Source organism: Cytobacillus sp. QJM3NY_8 (assembly GCF_056173585.1).
This window is the reverse complement of sequence record NZ_CM149681.1, coordinates 988758-1007215: the sequence shown is the minus strand read 5'-3', so window position 1 is coordinate 1007215 and position 18458 is coordinate 988758. Positions and strand designations below refer to the sequence as shown.

Annotated in this window: 12 protein-coding genes; 1 reads left to right on the top strand and 11 read right to left on the bottom strand. The window is 43.0% G+C overall.

Annotated elements, in window-relative coordinates; translation table 11 throughout:
- Window positions 1-70: 70 nt before the first annotated feature.
- Genes AC0VZ9_RS05345 through AC0VZ9_RS05330 form a run of 4 tightly spaced genes read right to left on the bottom strand, consistent with a single transcriptional unit; the run spans window position 71 to window position 4254 of the window.
- Window positions 71-1264, bottom strand: coding sequence for a Ger(x)C family spore germination protein (locus AC0VZ9_RS05345; protein ID WP_251174003.1), 1194 nt, complete (start codon window positions 1262-1264; stop codon window positions 71-73).
- Complete coding sequence (locus AC0VZ9_RS05340) at window positions 1261-2847, bottom strand: spore germination protein (RefSeq protein ID WP_019382589.1); 1587 nt, start codon at window positions 2845-2847, stop codon at window positions 1261-1263. Before AC0VZ9_RS05340 ends, AC0VZ9_RS05345 begins: the two co-directional genes overlap by 4 nt.
- Window positions 2844-3965, bottom strand: coding sequence for a GerAB/ArcD/ProY family transporter (locus AC0VZ9_RS05335; RefSeq protein ID WP_009334982.1), 1122 nt, complete (start codon window positions 3963-3965; stop codon window positions 2844-2846). The genes AC0VZ9_RS05340 and AC0VZ9_RS05335 overlap by 4 nt, the downstream gene beginning before the upstream one ends.
- A 55-nt stretch (window positions 3966-4020) precedes the next feature.
- Window positions 4021-4254, bottom strand: coding sequence for a hypothetical protein (locus tag AC0VZ9_RS05330; protein ID WP_019382590.1), 234 nt, complete (start codon window positions 4252-4254; stop codon window positions 4021-4023).
- Between the two features lie 212 nt (window positions 4255-4466).
- Between AC0VZ9_RS05330 and AC0VZ9_RS05325 the strand changes: the two genes are divergently transcribed.
- Window positions 4467-5993 (top strand): FAD-dependent oxidoreductase, encoded by a 1527-nt coding sequence (locus AC0VZ9_RS05325; RefSeq protein ID WP_019382591.1) that lies wholly within the window; start codon window positions 4467-4469, stop codon window positions 5991-5993.
- A gap of 379 nt (window positions 5994-6372) precedes the next feature.
- Here AC0VZ9_RS05325 and AC0VZ9_RS05320 read toward each other — a convergent pair whose 3' ends face one another.
- From AC0VZ9_RS05320 to AC0VZ9_RS05290, 7 genes are all read right to left on the bottom strand, one after another.
- Window positions 6373-6507 (bottom strand): hypothetical protein, encoded by a 135-nt coding sequence (locus AC0VZ9_RS05320; RefSeq protein WP_019382593.1) that lies wholly within the window; start codon window positions 6505-6507, stop codon window positions 6373-6375.
- Between the two features lie 62 nt (window positions 6508-6569).
- Window positions 6570-8045 (bottom strand): amidase family protein, encoded by a 1476-nt coding sequence (locus AC0VZ9_RS05315; protein ID WP_019382594.1) that lies wholly within the window; start codon window positions 8043-8045, stop codon window positions 6570-6572.
- Between the two features lie 128 nt (window positions 8046-8173).
- On the bottom strand, window positions 8174-9298 hold the full coding sequence (locus tag AC0VZ9_RS05310; RefSeq protein ID WP_217033412.1) for a DEAD/DEAH box helicase: 1125 nt from the start codon (window positions 9296-9298) through the stop codon (window positions 8174-8176).
- A gap of 165 nt (window positions 9299-9463) precedes the next feature.
- Window positions 9464-11854, bottom strand: a complete 2391-nt coding sequence (locus tag AC0VZ9_RS05305) for an immune inhibitor A domain-containing protein (protein ID WP_019382595.1) — start codon at window positions 11852-11854, stop codon at window positions 9464-9466.
- A 233-nt stretch (window positions 11855-12087) separates the two neighbouring features.
- Complete coding sequence (locus AC0VZ9_RS05300) at window positions 12088-15606, bottom strand: bifunctional 2',3'-cyclic-nucleotide 2'-phosphodiesterase/3'-nucleotidase (RefSeq protein WP_475397097.1); 3519 nt, start codon at window positions 15604-15606, stop codon at window positions 12088-12090.
- 261 nt (window positions 15607-15867) lie between these two features.
- On the bottom strand, window positions 15868-17106 hold the full coding sequence (locus tag AC0VZ9_RS05295) for an ATP-binding protein (RefSeq protein WP_019382597.1): 1239 nt from the start codon (window positions 17104-17106) through the stop codon (window positions 15868-15870).
- Window positions 17107-17244: 138 nt separating this feature from the next.
- Window positions 17245-18378 carry a zinc-dependent alcohol dehydrogenase gene (locus AC0VZ9_RS05290; RefSeq protein ID WP_071155801.1) on the bottom strand — a complete coding sequence of 378 codons (1134 nt, stop codon included), beginning with the start codon at window positions 18376-18378 and terminating at the stop codon, window positions 17245-17247.
- Between the last annotated feature and the right edge of the window lie 80 nt (window positions 18379-18458).

Sequence of the window (18458 nt, the reverse complement as noted above, 5' to 3'; positions counted from 1 at the left end):
TCAAAAATTAGCTGAATTATAGAAAAATTATATCAATACAGCTTTTATGCGTCAATGAAGGAAAGAATCTCTATTTTACTTCCTTCAGAAAGCTTTTAGTCCTGATGCCTGTTCGCCGAATGATTAAAGTTGTGTCTACATTTATATCAGCATCAGCAAATTTTTCGTCCCAGTTTTTCTGGACTTTTTTGAAATTCTGATAATCCTGTCTAAGCACATCTTCACCAAAGCCAAAAATATCGGTGCCATATTCCTGCTGAACCTTCTCAATCGTTTTTGTGACCATTTCATTAATCTGTTTTTGGGCAGTTTCTCCACTTTCTTTATATGTCTTTGCTTTATCAAGCTGATTGTTGCAATGAGTTCCGTCAATATATGCCTCTGCTCTGATTTTTACATTAATCTTTGCTTTCCCATTTTCGAGTTTCCCTTTAATCTTTGTCCTTGTATCATATACTCTAAGCCCCATATACTCGCTTTCACTGCATTTTACGGTAATGGATGTTTTATTGATTTTATTCTGAATCCATAAGTAATTTCTTGAATCCTCCAGTGTCAGAAATCCTTCGAGCTTATCACCTTTGAATATAGCCAGTGAGTCCAGGACCACAAGCGCATCCGGGGTGACCTTCATCATATTTTCCGCACTCGCGCCAGCTTCCGGGTCACCCTTAATCCTGACAGCGGCCATTACAGGCTGACGTCCCGGTGCGGTCCAGGCTGTAATGACATCATTCATCCTCACTCCTGGGTCTCCCCCCCAATCCTTCATCATGGTGTCCAGCTGAGTGTGCAATTTTAAAGAAGTAGATTTCTGAAATTGATACGTCACTTTTAATACATCCGATCCCTTCCCCCCCCTTGCAATCAATATATTAAAATCATCCCGGATTTCCCGGTTTCTCTCCAGAAAATCAATAAAGTCAATAATGCCTTCTTTAGCAAGTTCCTCCCCAATAATCAAAGTGCGCATGTGGGAATAGATCAAATGCCTGGATATCCCTTCATTCACTCTATAGGTCAGTTCTGCCAGAGTGTTTCCTTCAGCAGAATAAACAATAGATGGCGCATTTCCGCTGGCGGTGCGGTTATTCAATTCTGTCGCATTTATGCCTTCTACAGTCAGGATATACTTATCGTCCTCGCCCTTATCCACAGCCATTCCTGTTACAACAGTTATTTCACTCAGCTCTCTCTGATCCCAGCATCCTGAAAGCAGAATAGCCGTCAAAATAACGGCAAACATCACACCATATTTTCTCAATTGGACTGCTCTCCTTCCATTGGAGGAGGAGAAGGCGACCCGGTCTTTGGAAACTTTTCAGGATTTTGTGACTTTAGATAAGCTGGCCGCTTCCTCATGCTCCAAACCGGGAATCGGAAAAAGACATCTTTCTGCTGCTCGATGATAAATGGAGCAACCGGTGAAAGATACGGAACGCCAAAGGATCTGAGTGAGCTTAAATGGGCGACAATAAAAACAAGTACTATCAGGACCCCATACAGGCCCAGGAAAGCCGATACAATGATCAGCAGGAATCTTAACAGCCTTGCTGCTGCAGCAAAACTATAAGTGGGTGATACAAAATTGGCAATGGCTGTAATGGCAACAATGATGACCATTATATTCGATATAATCCCTGCTTCAGCTGCAGCCTGTCCGATGACGAGCGCGCCAACAATTGAAACAGTCTGCCCGACAGCCCTTGGCATTCGAACACCGGCTTCACGCAGAATCTCAAAGGTAACTTCCATCAATAACACTTCAATGACTGCCGGAAATGGCACCCCCTCCCGCTGTGCAATGATCCCGAGAAGCAGAGGTGTAGGCAGAAGCTCATGATGAAAGGTTAAGATTCCGACATATAAGGATGGCGTAATCAAGGCAATCATAAACGATAAATACCTGATCATTCTTAAAAAGCTTCCCATCATGAAGTTTTGATAATAATCTTCTGCAATGGAAAAGAAATCTACCAGAACAGCCGGAACCACCAGCACAAAAGGAGTCCCATCAACAAGGATGGCAATTTTCCCTTCAAGCAAATTGGATGCCACGGCATCAGGCCTCTCTGTATTCAGTGCCAGCGGAAAGGGTGTAGCGGATTTGTCTGCAATCAGCTCTTCAATATTTCCAGATTCAAAGATTGCGTTCACTTTGATTTGACCAAGCCTTTTGCGGACTTCCTGGACGATCTTCTCATTTGATATGCCTTCCATATATCCGATGTATACGGAAGTATTAGTCTCAGATCCAATGATGAATTTTTCAAAACGAAGATTTCTGTTCTTAATTCTTCTCCTCAGGAGACGAACATTTGTTGAAATCGATTCTACAAACCCATCCTTTGGACCCCTTATCACGGTCTGGGTGCTTGGCTCTGTTACGGACCGGTCTTCACCTGAAGCCATGGAAAGGGAAAGCGCTTTTTCCATATCTTTAAAAAAGATAATGATGTTTCCATAAAGCAGAGCAGTAATGATATTATCGAACGATTCAACCAGCTGGTAGCCTGCCCCTCCGAATTTCTCCTTGCATAGTGATTTCAGATCGTCCTCCGTTGTTAACTCAATGCCATCCTCCTTCCCGCTGAGTGATTGAAGAATCGTTTCCTTTAATAACTTTGTATCAATCATAGTTGTAAGGTAGATGAGCAAAGCATCTTTCCCTTCTGTTTTCAGCTCATCCATGCTTAAATCAACCGTGCTTCCGAACTCTGCATTTATTCTGTTTTTCAGCTGTTCCAGGCTCATGCTTTTAAGATCTGGGTCAGTGTTTGCAGCTTCCTGAGGCTGAACAGGATATTCTTTTTTGCGCATTTTTAATAGTGATTTAAGAATACTCAAAACTTCATCCCCTTCACACCGGGTTTAGCCTTTTTCTTTCGCCGCTTCCATAAAACCGCGATCAGCAGAAGTGATGGCAGTCCGAACTGCAATGGCAAGTGCAAAAAGTATGGGACCATCTCAAGCCCCTCCTGCCAATGATCACCGAAGTTCACGGATATTAATATAGAAAAGGATGAAACAATCATGGCTACAGGCAATGAAAAATACCGGTAAGGAAGGCGGAAGGTGTACTCAAGGCCTTTCAATCCTGCAAACATGAACACAGAACCCTTTACCAGAATCCCCAGCATCATAATAAATACAACGAGTGCATCAATTCTTTCAATGAAATTGCCGATGGAGACCTCACGAGCTGAGCTGAGCATGGGAAAATTGGAACGCTGCAAAGCATCAGCCCCCAGTGTGACAATCATCAGAAACATTGCAAATAATAAAAGCGCACCTGCAATTCCCACTCCGAGCATGGACACACGCAGGCAATATTTAAAGTTGGTTACAACTGGAAGAATGAGTGTAAATGCAATAAGCTCTCCGAAAGGGAACACGATCAAAGTTGGAAATAGCGCATTCAAAACCGGTTTAAGCCCATCTCCGAGCACAGGCTTAATCTCATATAAATTGGCATTGCCGCTTGCAAATAATAGGATGGTCAAAAGAAACAAAAAGCCGAATAAATAAGGAGTAAAAATTTCCGAGGTTCTGCCAAGGACTTCAAGACCGAGATATAAAATATAGGCCATCAGCAGACAGATAGTCAGCGAGATAATTTCAATCGGCGTCGACGGCAGAATGGCCGAAGCAATCAATTCGCCAAAATCCCGGACCACCCTGCAGGCAAGGTATAAGAAATAAACCACGTAAGTAATAGAAAAAATAATTGCAATCGGCCTTTTAAAGCCAAACTCCATAATCTCGAAAAAATTTTTTCCAGGCACCCGGCTAATTAGGAGGTAATAGAATAGCATGACTCCAAACCCTATCATTATGGCGGCTGCGATCGCAATCCAGGCATCCTTCTTGGCATCCCCGCCTACTCCGACAACAATGGCGCTTCCTAAAAGGAAATTGATCAACAATGTCAGCAGCTGGCTGAGAGAGATATTCTCTTTTAACATTCCATCACCAATCCCTTTTAAAATGTTCGTTCAGTTAGCATGTCCCAGCGATTCCTTACCTGGATGACCCTGATTTTTTTTTCGCTTTAAAAAGACGAAAATCAATGACTGCACTTGAAAGCAGTCCAATAAGTACAGAAACAACAACGATCATTCTTCCAGTGGCAATTTCTGTATACAGTAAATTCCTCAAAGCTTCCAATATCGTATAATCAAATATTTTCATATCAAAAAGTGCAGCTAATATAGTCAATAGCAGAAAAATGCTCAGATAGCTAAATGTAATCATGACTGTACCCCATTAACATTCGATACTGTATATCTTTTCTCGGCCTGCACATTTTATCCAGAAATGATGAAAAAAACAGTGAAAAACCGGTTTTACCCTTCCACCTGATTAATTAACAATTTAATGGGTATGGTTATAGAAGGAGAATTTGTATAGGAATAGGGTTTGCAGGAAAAATTATGAACGAATATAACGTTACAGGAGGACAGGGTATGACGACATCCAACCACAAAACGCCCCAATATCCAGAGCCTTATTGGAGGGAGGAGGAACTTCCGGCCTTCGATAAGCTCAGAGAAGATGCTCAAACGGAAATTGCCATTGTAGGCGGCGGCATCACAGGCATTACAGCGGGTTACCTTCTTGCCAAAGAAGGCTTTAAAGTGTCCATTCTTGAAGCCGGCAATATATTAAACGGGACTACCGGCCATACGACAGCAAAATTAACAGCACAGCATGGATTAATTTATGATGAATTGATCAGTCATTTTGGCGAGGAAAAAACCAAACTCTATTATCAGGCTTCAACAGATGCTATAGAATTTGTCCGGAACATTGTATCAGAAAAACAAATTGATTGTGATTTCAGCAACGAAGAAGCAACCATATATGCTGTTTCAGAAGAGTATGCACGAAAAGTTGAAAAAGAGCGGCAAGCATACGAAAAACTCGGAATTCCAAGCGGAATGAAAGAGAGCATTCCTTTTAACATCAACACAACAGCGGTGCTCTCCATGTTTGATCAAGCCCAGTTTCATCCGCTGAAATACCTGAAAAAGCTTCTTAAAGACTTTGTGGATTTGGGCGGTATTGTTTATGAAAATACAACAGCTGCAGACATTGAAGATGGCAGCCTGCCTGATGTCGTGACCAGAGAAGGCCATCGCCTGAAATGCAAATATGTCATTGCAGCTTCCCACTTCCCTTTTGCGGATAAGAAAGGTTTTTATTTTGCCAGATTATCTCCGGAAAGATCTTATGTACTTGGCGTAAAAACTAAAGAGGATTTTCCTGGAGGCATGTATTATAGTGCCGATTCACCGACCCGCTCACTGAGGTACACACCCTATAACGGAGACAAACTCATTTTAGTGAGCGGCGACAGCCACAAGACGGGTCATGGACCAGATACGATGAAGCATTACGAAGCCCTTGAAGCCTTTGCGGAAGAGGTGCTCGGCATAACCGATTATCCTTATCGCTGGTCTGCCCAGGATTTATATACGCTTGATAAAGTCCCGTATATCGGCCCAATTACGTCCAAACAGAAGAATATCTTTGTCGCAACAGGCTACCGGAAATGGGGAATGACAAACGGGACAGCAGCTGCTATGCTGATAAAAGATCAGATTATGGAAAGGGACAACCCTTATGCCGAGCTGTTTACCCCATCCAGATTTCAGGCTGACCCAAGCATCAAGAAATTTATTGCAGCCAATACTGATGTAGCTGGACAGCTGATTAAAGGGAAGCTTGAATTTGTGCCTAAAGAAACGGCAGATCTGTCTCATGATGAAGGCGGAGTCGTAATGATCAATGGCAAGCGTACTGGTGCTTACAGGGATCCTGAAGGCAGCCTCCATCTTGTAGATACAACCTGCACCCACATGGGATGTGAATGCGAATGGAACCACGGCGACCGCACCTGGGACTGCCCATGCCACGGCTCCCGCTTCTCCTATGACGGAACAGTCGTTGAAGGTCCGGCAGCCAAGCCTCTGAAAAAGGTTGAAGAATAACTTGAAGAAAAAAGACAGTTCTCCCGAGGAAACTGTCTTTTTCTATGGATTTATCAGCATTTTTGCGAGGATTCACTTGCTTGTTTTGGAGATAGTACCGATTTATGAGCGGATAAGCACTTTTCTGTGCAGATACCTCACTTTTATGTGCGGATAAATCTTTTTCTGTGCGGATAGCTTATTTTTATGTGCGGAAGCACTTTTACATTACTTAGAGATTGTGACTGCTTTTACTTTCGGATAGCTGGGTTTTACTTGCAGATAGCTCTTTTTTATTTTCGGATAAACCCTTTTATTGCCGTATAACTCATTTTTATTTTCAGATAGCCTTTTTCACGCCTAACAAAAAATCCTCCTTCTATAAAGGAGGATTTGCTCATCAGTCCTGCACGTTGTTTTCTTTCTTTTCTTTGCTTCCCGTTGTGAATTCAACAAGCTCTTCGCTTGTGCGCTGCGGTCTGTGTTTATTGTTATTGCGCTGTGCATTGCCGTTTCCGCGTTTAGTTCTGCCCATATTCTCATCTGCTCCTTTTTTGTTTTTCAGAAGTAGTATGAGTCAATTAACCGGCAGTTATTCTATGCCAGCACTCCAAGTTCTGGAGCTTTCCTATGCCTGGTGGCATGCTCAAAGGCATAAGCAAGCTTAATAAGGAGCGGCTCACTGTAGGCAAGTCCTGTAAATGTAATGCCCACAGGCTCACCTTCAGGCGTATAGCCGGCCGGTACTGTGATGGATGGATATCCCGCTTTTGCAGGGATGCCTGCTCCATAATTATTCGGAAACACGATGGCATCGAGGTGATGCTCTTTCATCACGTAATCAATGCCCTTCTCTCTTGAAAAATAAATATCTTTCTCAAGTGCAGATATATAGGCCATTTCCGTCAGATTTCCGCTTGTCTCCTCTGCCTCAATCAGGATGGATTGGCCGTATTTTAAGCACTTTTCGCTATTATTTTCATTAAAATGAATGACATCGGACAGGGTGCGAATATTAAGGTGCGGTGCGACCGTTCGCAGGTAAGCATTCAAATCTGCCTTAAATTCATATGTCAGGACATCTCGGCTCCACTCCTCTTTAGTGGATGGGATCACCACCTCGTCTACCACCTCTGCACCCAGCTCCTTTAAATCGTTTACTGCCTTATTCATGACTGAGAGCTTTTCAGAACTTAGGTAGTCAAAATAAGTCTCCCGGGCAATGCCGATTCGTGTACCTTCTAATCCGGCTTCATCAAGGAAAACGGTAAAATCCTTGCCCCGCAGATCTTTATTTGTCATGGTAATCGGATCATTTTCGTCAGGTACTGCAAGTACGTTTAATAATAAAGCGGCATCCTTAACCGTTCTCGCCATAGGACCGGCAGTATCCTGGCTATGGGCAATTGGAATAATGCCGGTTCGGCTGACAAGTCCGACTGTCGGCTTAATTCCAACGAGAGAATTCTGACTGGCAGGACTTAAAATGGAACCTGATGTCTCCGTTCCGATGGCTGCGGCCGCAAAATTAGCGGCGATGGCTGCACCCGATCCTGCACTGGAGCCACCCACATCAAATTTACCCGGTCCATATGGATTCAGCGTCTGTCCGCCTCGTGAGCTGTATCCGCTTGGCATCCCTTCCGTCATAAAATTGGCCCATTCTGTCATATTGGTTTTTCCTAAAATGACGGCTCCCGCTTGCCTTAATTGAGAGGCCACAAACGAATCCTTCTGTGCACAATGATTCTTCAAGGCGAGTGAACCTGCAGTTGTCTGCATTTTGTCCCCTGTATCGATATTATCCTTTAACAATATGGGAATGCCGTGAAGAGGGCTGCGCGGCCCCTGTTCTTCTCTTTCCGCATCTAGAGCAGCTGCAATATGCAATGCATCCGGATTGAGTTCTAACACAGAATGAATGTTTTCATCCAGCTGTCCAATCCGGTTCATGTACATCATTACAAGGTCTTTGGAGGTAATTTCCCCATTCTGCAATTTTTCCTGCAATTCATCTATCGTCGCTTCAAGCAGATCTTCATCATGAAAGCTCTTTAGCCTTGGATTCTCCATTATTTGATTTCCCCTTATTCTTTAGTTAAATAAAGCTCCACTTACTAATTCGCTTAGAAAAGGGGAAATTCCTTTATATAAGAAAAATGCCAGGCACCAACTGATATAGGTGCCTGGCTGTTTGATCTTTATACGATTTGGCCGCCGCGCATTACTTTCTTTTCTGCAGTGTGGCCTAGTTCTTTTGCCATTTTCTTGAGTTCGCGCTCTTCTCTTTCAGTAACCAGAGAGATAACGGTTCCGCTTGCACCGAATCTTCCTGTTCTTCCCGAGCGATGGACATATTGATTCATATCTTTCGGGAAGTCGAAATGCACCACATGGGTGACTCCTTTGATGTCCAGCCCTCTTGCCGCAACATCTGTAGCAATCAGCATATTGGTTTTGCCTGTGCGGAAGTTTTTGATTGCTTTCTGTCTGTCGAATTTGCTCAGATCGCTGTGCAAAGTGCTTGAAGAGATGTTTTTAAAATCAAGCTTTTCTGCCATGACGGTCAGGTTGCCAATATCCTTAACGAATACCAGTGCTTTAATGTCCTCAAGCCTTGAGATTTTTTCGAGCATCTTAATTTTATCCCTTGCTTCTGCCACAAAATAAATATGGTCCACACCTGCAGCCTGAATGGTTTCATCCTTCTCAACACGAATCACTTCAGCATCAGCTGTCAGCTCTTTCGCAAGCTGTTCAACAACCGGAGGCAGTGTGGCTGAGAATAGCAGGACCTGGCGTTCTTTAAGCGTAGACTTAACAATATTTTGGACAGTCTGAGCATGTTCTGGAACAAGAAGCTGGTCTCCTTCATCGAGAACAACTGTTTTCACTTCATGCATTTTCAGCTTTTTCTGTTTAATCAGCTCAAGCACCCGGCCTGGCGTTCCCAAAGCAATATGCGGATGCTTCTTCAATTTTTCAAGCTGCCTTTTTACGTTGGCTCCGCCAATAAAAGAAGCGGCTTTAATCCCGCTGCCTTCTGCCCATTTTTGGATCTCGCTTAATATCTGCATCACAAGCTCCTGTGAAGAGGCTAAAATGACGGCCTGAACCGCCTGTTTATCCGGGTCAATATTTTCAAGGACCGGCAGCAGGTAAGCAAGTGTTTTGCCTGTTCCAGTCGGGGACTCGGCAATAATATCCCTGCCTTCCAAAGCCAGCGGAACCGCCTCTGCCTGAACGGTCGTCGGCTGTGCAAATGCAGACTTTTCCCATGCCTTCTGGATAAATGGCTTCATATCTTCAATAAAAGATTGTGTCATATGTTACTCCTTTTAACTTTATTACGTGTAATCAAATAATTATTTTTAGTATAGCCGAAAATCGGAAAAAACTAGTATCGGTAATGATACTAGCTTATAGGCAGGAAGTTGTCCACCCTTAACAGAAAAAGGCGCGAAGCCATTTCTGGCTCGCACCTTTAAATCTTATTTGTGAATCCATACTGCTCCGGCAGAGTTGTCCTTTGCTTCACCGACCACTTGGAATTTCAGGCCATGTTCCGGAACAATTCGTCCAGCATCAGGAATGAGGCTGTTGATGTATGTTTTAGAATCATCAAAAACAGATATTCCCTTTAAACCTGGGTAGTCATAATCACCTCGGGTTGGCGAGCTTACTTCCCATGCTGGTGTTTTGTCCAAGGAAAACGCAGCATCTGCAATCTGATATCTTGTGCTTTGAGATACCGTTTCTTTTCCATCTAGCAGACCGGTAATGGCTTCCGGATGTGAATCCACCACTCCAAGGAAACCTTCTCCAGGATGAACGCCAACCCAGTTATCTGTGTGGCTGTCATCTGCATACCAAACAACTAAACCAGTGTTATATTTTACTCCTCTTGATTGGGCAAGTGCCGTATCAGAGCCTGAGTAGTTTCTCCACTCCAGATAATAATGGTTCTTCGCATAGCTGATTCCGTTGGAAACAATGAATCCGTCAAGAGTCATCTGAGATTCGCCTTCAGCATCGTCGGTAAAAATAACTTCCTCATCAGCCGTTACGGAAATATTATCAATAGCAAATCCATCTAATGCCAGTCCGCCATCTGTTACATATTCGAATGTCAGGCTAACTTTTTTACCGGCAAATTCGCTTAAGTCATATGTCTTATCTGCCCATTGTCCTTTTGAAGATTCAGCACGGGCATCGCCATCTGTATCATCATCACCAATTACATCGAGCTCAGCTTCTGTCCCATCGGCTGCTTTTGCAGTAACCGTTAGATAATCATAATCAAACTCAATATCATAATAAACTTTCGCATTGAAGGCAGCTGTTTCAGCATTTGTTAAGTCAAATTCAGGTGTCGTCAAAGTGGTATGAAGGTCATCGCCTTTTGTGCTGTAGTAATATTTCTCACCGAACGCAGGTGCAATTCCCTTCACTTCTTTTTCAGGAAGATTTACTTTTACAATTCCCGGGTTTTTAGATTTGGTTACACTTTGGTCAATAACAGTTGCCAAGCCTTTTTTATCAATATCTTCATAATTTATTTCCATAATATTGGCCCAGTTTCCGCCCATGCCTTTTTGAAAGAATTCTTTGTTTTGTGGCGAGAAGCTTGTAGGCTCAGTACCTGCAATTTTTCCGTTCCAGCTGCCGCCGCTCATGATGGACCAGGAAGCAACCGGCTCACCTTGACCGGTGTATTGTGTATCATACTCATCCGGCAATCCCAAATCATGTCCGAACTCATGTGCAAACACCCCGACAGCTCCGTCTTCAGGCTGAATCGTATAATCAAATGCGCCCATTTTTCCGCCCCAATAATCTACCTTGGCAGTTGTATTCGGAACTGCAAATACTCCGTCAAGCGTCCAGCGGTGAGACCAGATGGCATCATCACCGAGCGCACCTCCGCCAGCTTCCTGCCCTGTACCAGCGTGGATAATCATGAGATGGTCAACTAATCCATCAGGCTCATTAAAGTTACCATCTCCATCTAAATCATATAGATCAAATTCATCGTATGCAGAAAGATCCATTCCAGCGTCTGCAGCTGCTTTTAAAGCCTCTTTTACTAAGTCCCGTGGCCCAAGAGGAGATAGATTGTCATGGCCTCCGTTAGGGCTATCATCACCATAATCACTCGCATTTCCAGGGACCGTCAGCCATTCAGAAACAGTGCCGTCAACCGTATAGCTGCCTCCGGACTGTTCTTCATAGAACTGCTTAAATGTTTTTACTTTATCTCCATTAAATAATTCAAATTCAGTATCGCCAAACATTAGTTTTTCATAGTGCTCTTTGCTGAAATCATCAGCATACATATAGCCCTCTTCCTGTATTACATTGTTATGCTTGAAATCTTCAAATTCAGTTAATAGCACAAGCACTTTGTCTGTTCTGACACCGCCATTGTAGTTTGCTTCTTTGGCCGGATCTACTTTTACATAGCCGTCCGGTTTGCCCTTTTTATAGTTTTTATGGCCTTTATTCAGCTGCTTTGACAGCTTGTCTTTTTGTTTGGTTAAGAAATCTTTTGTTTTTTTGTCAAACTCATCCTTATGGTCATGGCTATTTTTTGTACTTCCAGGCTGCTTTTCACCTTGTTTTTCATTTATGTAATCCTTTACTGCCTTTTCTACTTCTTTTGAGGAAGCATCCTTTTTAACTAATCCTCTTTCTTTTAATGCCTTTCCCAGGCGTTCTTCATTCACAATGTTCAAATCAATCGGTGCAGAAAGTTCCTCAGCTGAAGCTTTTGAAGGAGCTGCTGTTGTCCCGGCAAAAGATCCCGCAAATAGTGCAGCTGCCATCATCGTGCTGGCTGTAATGGAAGATACAACCTTAAAAGGTTTATTCTTATTACTCATTCTTATAGCCTCCTATTTAGTTTTTCTGAATTTTCGAAGTGCGAGATTAATTCTATCAAACTAACATAAAGTTTTTAATAGTCTAACAATACTGTTATTTTAATATTTTGATAATATTTGAGTGGGTAATTGTAATTAATTCATTCGCTGAAACGAGAAAAAATAGGTACTTTCGCCTATTTTGAGGACATATAGAAAAGGGAGCATCAGACTGCTCTGATGCTCCCTTCCTATTATTTATTCAATTTTGTAATCCTTCCTTCAACCGCTGGGTTTACTTCTTTCTGTTCTTTGATGTAGCTGATTAAAGCATCAAGGTCGACAATATCCACTGTGCGGTTTTTACCGTTTAAAAGAGCGCTGTAGCCGTCTCCGCCATCAGCCATATAGTTGTTTACCGTCACAGAATATTCCTGTTCAGCAGCGATTGGCGTTCCATCTGTCTTTACTAAAGATACGATCCGGTCTCCGGCAGCTCTCGAAGAATCATACGTTACCTTTAAGCCGGAAACATGCATGATTCTCTCTTTTGAACCCCATTGCTGTTCAAAAAGTTCTTTTATCTGGGCACCGGTCAACGTCAATGTCACAAGGTCATTTCCGAAAGGCTGTACCGTAAAAGCTTCTTTCCACGTAATATCTCCAGCATCAATGCCTGCACGGACGCCGCCTGAGTTCATGAAGGCAAAATCGGTATTGGTCTGCGCAATCATGGAATCTGCAATCAGGTTGCCCATCGGAGATTCTCCATCAGCATTTACCTCTCTCGTAATACCTGTTGAAGAATGACCGATGACTTCATTTAAAATCGGAGCGACATCAGCAATATAAGCATCAAGCATTTGCTTAATTTCTGCAACAGGTTCAACGTCACGTGTGGCGCTTACGATTTCAGCCTTTTTAGCAACAATATCTTTTGTCACTGGATCAATTGTTAAGTCCACATCGGAAAAAGCAGTTCCATACGAATAAGATTGAACAAGCAATTTCCCGTCCACCACAGTATTTGTGTACTGATGGTTATGGCCGCCAAACATCACATCCACTTCATCATCAACTGCATTCGCAATGTCAGCGAGTTCCTCTTGAGGGTTAGACCCATCTATATCGGACTTTACAGGGTTATGAGTAATGACCACAATCGATTTAACACCCTGTTCCTTCAGCTCAGCTGTGTACTTGTTGATTGCTTCCGCTTCGTCCGTGAATTCTACACCTGCCGTTCCGCTTGGCGTAACAATTCCAGGAGTATCGGAATAGGCAATGCCAATAAAGCCGACTGGCACTCCATTTACTTCTTTAATTACATAGGGATCAAGGATTGGCTCCTTTGTTGTTTCATCCACTACATTAGCTGCAACATACGGGAAGTTTGCTCCTTCAAACTCGCCATACTTCTCCACAGTTTTTGGATGGGCCCCGCCATTGATAAGGCGTCGCATTTCGTCTACCCCTTCATCGAATTCATGGTTGCCGACTGTACCTATATCAAAGCCGATCTCATTAAGCATTTTAATTGTTGGCTCGTCCTGAAGAAGGGCCGAAACAGGGGAGCTCGCCCCTACTGCATCACCTGCATGCAGCATAATTGTATTGGGATTCTCTGCTTCACGCTGTTTTAAGTGTGCAGCTAAATACTCGATTCCACCCGCATTCAAACCGGAATTAAATGTATCAAGCTGACCATGGAAATCATTGATCCCCAAAAGTTGGACTTCAAATGGCTTTGGCTCCGGGAATTGAAGCGAATATTTCGCAAAGCCATTGGCTGCTTCCCCCGCATAGCCGATTCCGCTGCCTTCAGCAATCGCATCCTTTGCATCCGGTGAAGATTCGAACGTTACATTTACGCCACCGGCAACCGGTGCAAATGACCAATTGGCATCTGCAGAAGGATCGATGGTTTGTTCTTCTCGGATATAATCAATGATCGCCTGGCGGTTTTCATCCGGATAAAGCTCTACTGCCGTGTTGTTTCTAACTCCAGGGAAAGTGCCGCTGGCCCGATAATTATTTGTCACAACGATGAATTCCTGATCCGGATCAATAGGTGCTCCGTTATACTGAAGATTTTTGATTCTGTTTGCATCAGCATTAACCTGCTTGCCATCTTTATCATACTTAGCAGGTTCTGTTACATCGATCTCATATGTCACACCATCGATTACATCATAGTTATAAGTAGGGAAATCATTATTAATGAGTGACTGTTCTCCCGCTTCATTATCTTTTATCTGATTGAACTGGCCTGCAGACATTTCAAGCCATTCCTTCACATCTGCCCCTTTAATTTTTACCGTAGCGACTGTATTCGGATACAGGTATAGATCGGCTACATTTTTAATGGCGATTGTGCCTTCAGGGATATATGTGTAATAGCTTGCCCCGTTGCGGCCGCCTGCTTTAAAAGGAGCTCCCGCCGAAAGCACTGGTGTATTTTCATCTGGTGTTCCTTTTAATTGCTTCTCAATATACCACTTCTGTGCATTCGTCACAATTTGAATGGACGGGTCATCTTTTACAAGTGCAAAATAGCTGTGGATATCAGCTTTTGTTTCCCCGACAGGCTGGCGGACATAATTCACGGTTCCTTCATGCTCTTCCTTTACAGCTTTCAAAATAGCAGGATCTGCATCTGCAAGACTTTCCTTGACGGTCGCGCCGGATTCATTTTTATAACTTCTAAAAATAGACCTTAAAGATGACTGGGAATCCTTAACCTCCCACTTGCCCTTTACCTTGGCAATAGTCAGGTCCATAACGCCAAGCTGATTGCCCCAGCTGCCAGGCATGATGAAGGGCACCCCGTTGACCGTTCCCTTTTCTGCATCCACTTCAGGAAGATCGGTGAAATCTCCCGGAAAATTCTTATGGTTGTGTCCGGAAATAACCGCATCAATGCCTTCTACTTTTGTTAAGTCGTAGGCTGCATTCTCTTCCATCTCAGCATATGCTGCGTCCCCCATGCCGGAGTGCGCAAGTGCAATGATAATGTCCGCACCTTCTTCTTTCATTTTAGGAATATTGGCTTCTACTGATTTTACAATGTCTTTTGTGATGATTTTTCCATCAAGATTGGCTTTGTCCCATTGTGTAATCTGCGGAGTCACAGCACCGATAACCCCAACCTTAATGACCTGTTTTCTTCCTTTTTCATCAACGACTTTTTTCTTGATGATTTTATATGGTTTAAAGTAATTTTTATCGTTTTCCGGATTATTATCATCGTCGTCTTTGTAGACATTGGCATTTACATAAGGAAATGGCGCATCATCCAGAACCTCATCCAGATATTCGAGGCCATAATTGAATTCATGGTTTCCTACCGTAGCGGCATCATAATCTAATAGTTCCATAGCCTTGAACACGGGATGCATTTCCCCATCCTCAAGCTGATCTACTTTTGCTTTATAATCGCCAAGCGGATTACCCTGAATGAGGTCTCCGTTGTCAAATAATAATGTATTCTTTGCTTCTTTTCTTGCCTGTTTGATTAAGGTAGCTGTTTTAGCCAGACCAAATTCAATGGTTTCTGCATCTTTATAGTAATCATAGTTATAAAGGTGTGTATGTATATCTGTTGTTCCCAGTATCCGCAGGCTTACTTCATGGCTGAATTTAAGTTCCGGTTTCCCTGCATGATCAGGCTTTGCCGCCATGACAGAATCATATGAAATAGGAGCTGCTAAGACAGATAGGGCCATCGTTGTTGCGAGTATCGTCTTTCCAAGTTTGCGCATAGGCTTTTTCAAATGAATACATCTCCTCAAATTATAGTAGATTAGGATGATAACATTCATAATTCTATCTATTTTTAGACTTATTTGAGAATGAGCAATTAGTCGGAATTAACATAGGAAAATTATTAAATTTTTGTAAAAAAGAAGCCTATTTGCCTAATAAAATACAGCACCCTCATAGGGTGCTGTACGATTTCGAATAGTATTATTATAATGTCAGTTACTAATTTCCAGGTCTGCCCTGTATATTAAATGACATCCCCCTGAATTCTTTTATTGGGTTGGCTGCTCTATAGGAATAGTAAGAGTCACAATTGTCCCTATCCCCTTTTCACTTTCAAACGTGATTTCCGCCTTGTGTTCATCCACAATCTGCTTGGTAACCATCAGCCCTAAACCGGTTCCATCCGGCTTAGTTGTATAAAATGGATCCACGACCCGTTCCATATTCTCAGCATCAATCCCGCAGCCTTCATCTTTAATGCTGATTAAAACCTTGTCACCCTCCGCCACTTTGGCCGAAATCAGGATCGTGCCGCCTTCTGGCATAGATTCCATCGCATTCTTGATCAAATTAATAAAAGACTGCTTCAGCATATTTTCGTCACACTGAACTTTAGGAACAGCTTCCAGATTTTCTGTTTCGACACGGATATTCTGATTGGCTGCCTGTTCATGTATGATCGAGATGACATAGTTAATCACTGCATTCAGTTCAACTTTTTTAAACAGAGGCAGCCTTGGCTTGCTTAGGATCATAAGGTCATCGGCAATCAGATTAATGCGGTCGATTTCCTCAATCATGATCTTGTAGCGGTCCTGGTCTTCAGGATGTTTTTCCATCTGCAGCTGAGTAAATCCTCTTAAAGCTGCTAAAGGATTTCTTACTTCATGGCCGACTGCGGAAGCCATCTGTCCGACAGCAGCCAGCTTTTCAGTCTGGCGGAGCTCCTGGAAAACATGTGTAAGCGAGTGAATATAGGAATAGAAGCGATTCAGCAGAACATATGAAACACTTGAAAAAATGGCCATAAGCACGATTGGCACCATTACCTTTTGGCTGCTCAACAGTAAACCAGCCAGAAGATACTTCGCAATCATTCCGCCGGTTACTATCCAAAAATAGCGCTTATTCACAAAAATCGGCGCAAATATAATAAATAAAAGTTCTACTGCGCTTCCGCTCTGAAATTCCTTCGACTCACCGAAATAGATCAGCATGCTGTTACTAAAATCTATCAGGAAAAAGCCTGCAAAAAATAAGTATTTTACCTGAAAAGGGCGTTTTGTCCTGATTAAATACAGCGCTAAGGGCAGGAGTCCGATAATAGCCAGATAATACCCCCATCCAAGCCCGCCCTTTGGCAGGCCGGTACTGCCGCCAGTATTGAGGGGAAACAGATAATAATAAAACAAATCATAAAGTGTTAATATAATAAAGAATAGCCATATAAAAAGCTTAACTGCTTTTGTTTCTTCTTTTATCAAAGTCTGTTGGTTAAAGCCTTTCATTTCCATGCTCCTTGGTTAACTCTATTAATAATGTGTCTTTAGCACTATTATATACGTTTATGTCGAAATATGTATATTATGTTATATTCTTAAACTTCAAAAAACCAGCCAGGGTATATCCAGGCTGGTTTGTGTTTGTTAAGGTTTTAAGATGACTTTAATGCAGTCATCTTCATGGTCATTAAAAATTTTATACGCCCGATCAGCTTCTTCGAGCGGAATCTGATGGGTGATGATAGACTTCGGATCGAATTCCTTATTCGTTATTTTTTCAAATAGCTCAGGCATGTAGTGAACCACAGGCGCCTGGCCCATTTTAATGGTGATGTTTCTCGAGAAAAATTCCTCCAGCGGGAACATATTATAAGTCAGCCCGTACACACCCGTCAGCTGGACAGTTCCGAATTTGCGGACAGCTTTCGTCGCGATTTGGATCGGGCCCAGCGTTCCGCCCTGGAGCTTAAGCTTCTGCTCGATTTTTTCAACAGCGGATTTCTTCCCGTCCATGCCGACACAATCAATGACTACATCAGCTCCGCCCTGGGTGATTTCTTTTAGATAAGCTCCCATGTCATCATATTTCGTAAAGTCATAGACTTCCACATCATTGGTAAGCTTGGCGTGATTGAGACGGTAATCGAGATGATCTACTGCAATTACCCGTTTAGCTCCTTTCATCCAGGCAAATTTCTGGGTCATTAACCCGATGGGACCGCAGCCGAGGACGACGACTGTGTCTCCCGCTTTAACGCCTGAATGTTCTACACTCCAATAGGCTGTCGGCAGAACATCCGATAAAAAGAGCAGTGATTCATCCTCCAGTTCGCACGATTCCGGTATAACAAATGGCATGAAATTGCCAAACGGCACCTTTAGAAACTCTGCCTGGCCGCCCGGATGGTTTCCGTATTTCTCGGTATAGCCAAAGTAGCCGCCTGAATCATGATGCGGGTTCGAATTATCACATTGGCTTTCCATATCATGCTGGCAATAGAAGCAATGCCCGCACGATACATTAAATGGGATGACCACCCTGTCGCCTTTTTTTACCCGTGTCACATCAGGACCTGTCTCCTCAACGATCCCCATGGGTTCATGCCCGATAACATAACCTGGCCGCAATGGCATATTACCCTGATATAAATGAAGGTCCGATCCGCAAATGGCGGTTGACGTGATGCGGACAATGACATCATCCCGCTTTTCAATTCTGGGATCCTCTACATTTTTTACTTGAATATCTTTCGCTCCCTGGTAGGTTACAGCTCTCATATTTCACACTCCTTTATTGACTTAATAGGCTATACCCTCGTTGGGGATCAAATAACTCCATTTATATCCAATTTACAGGT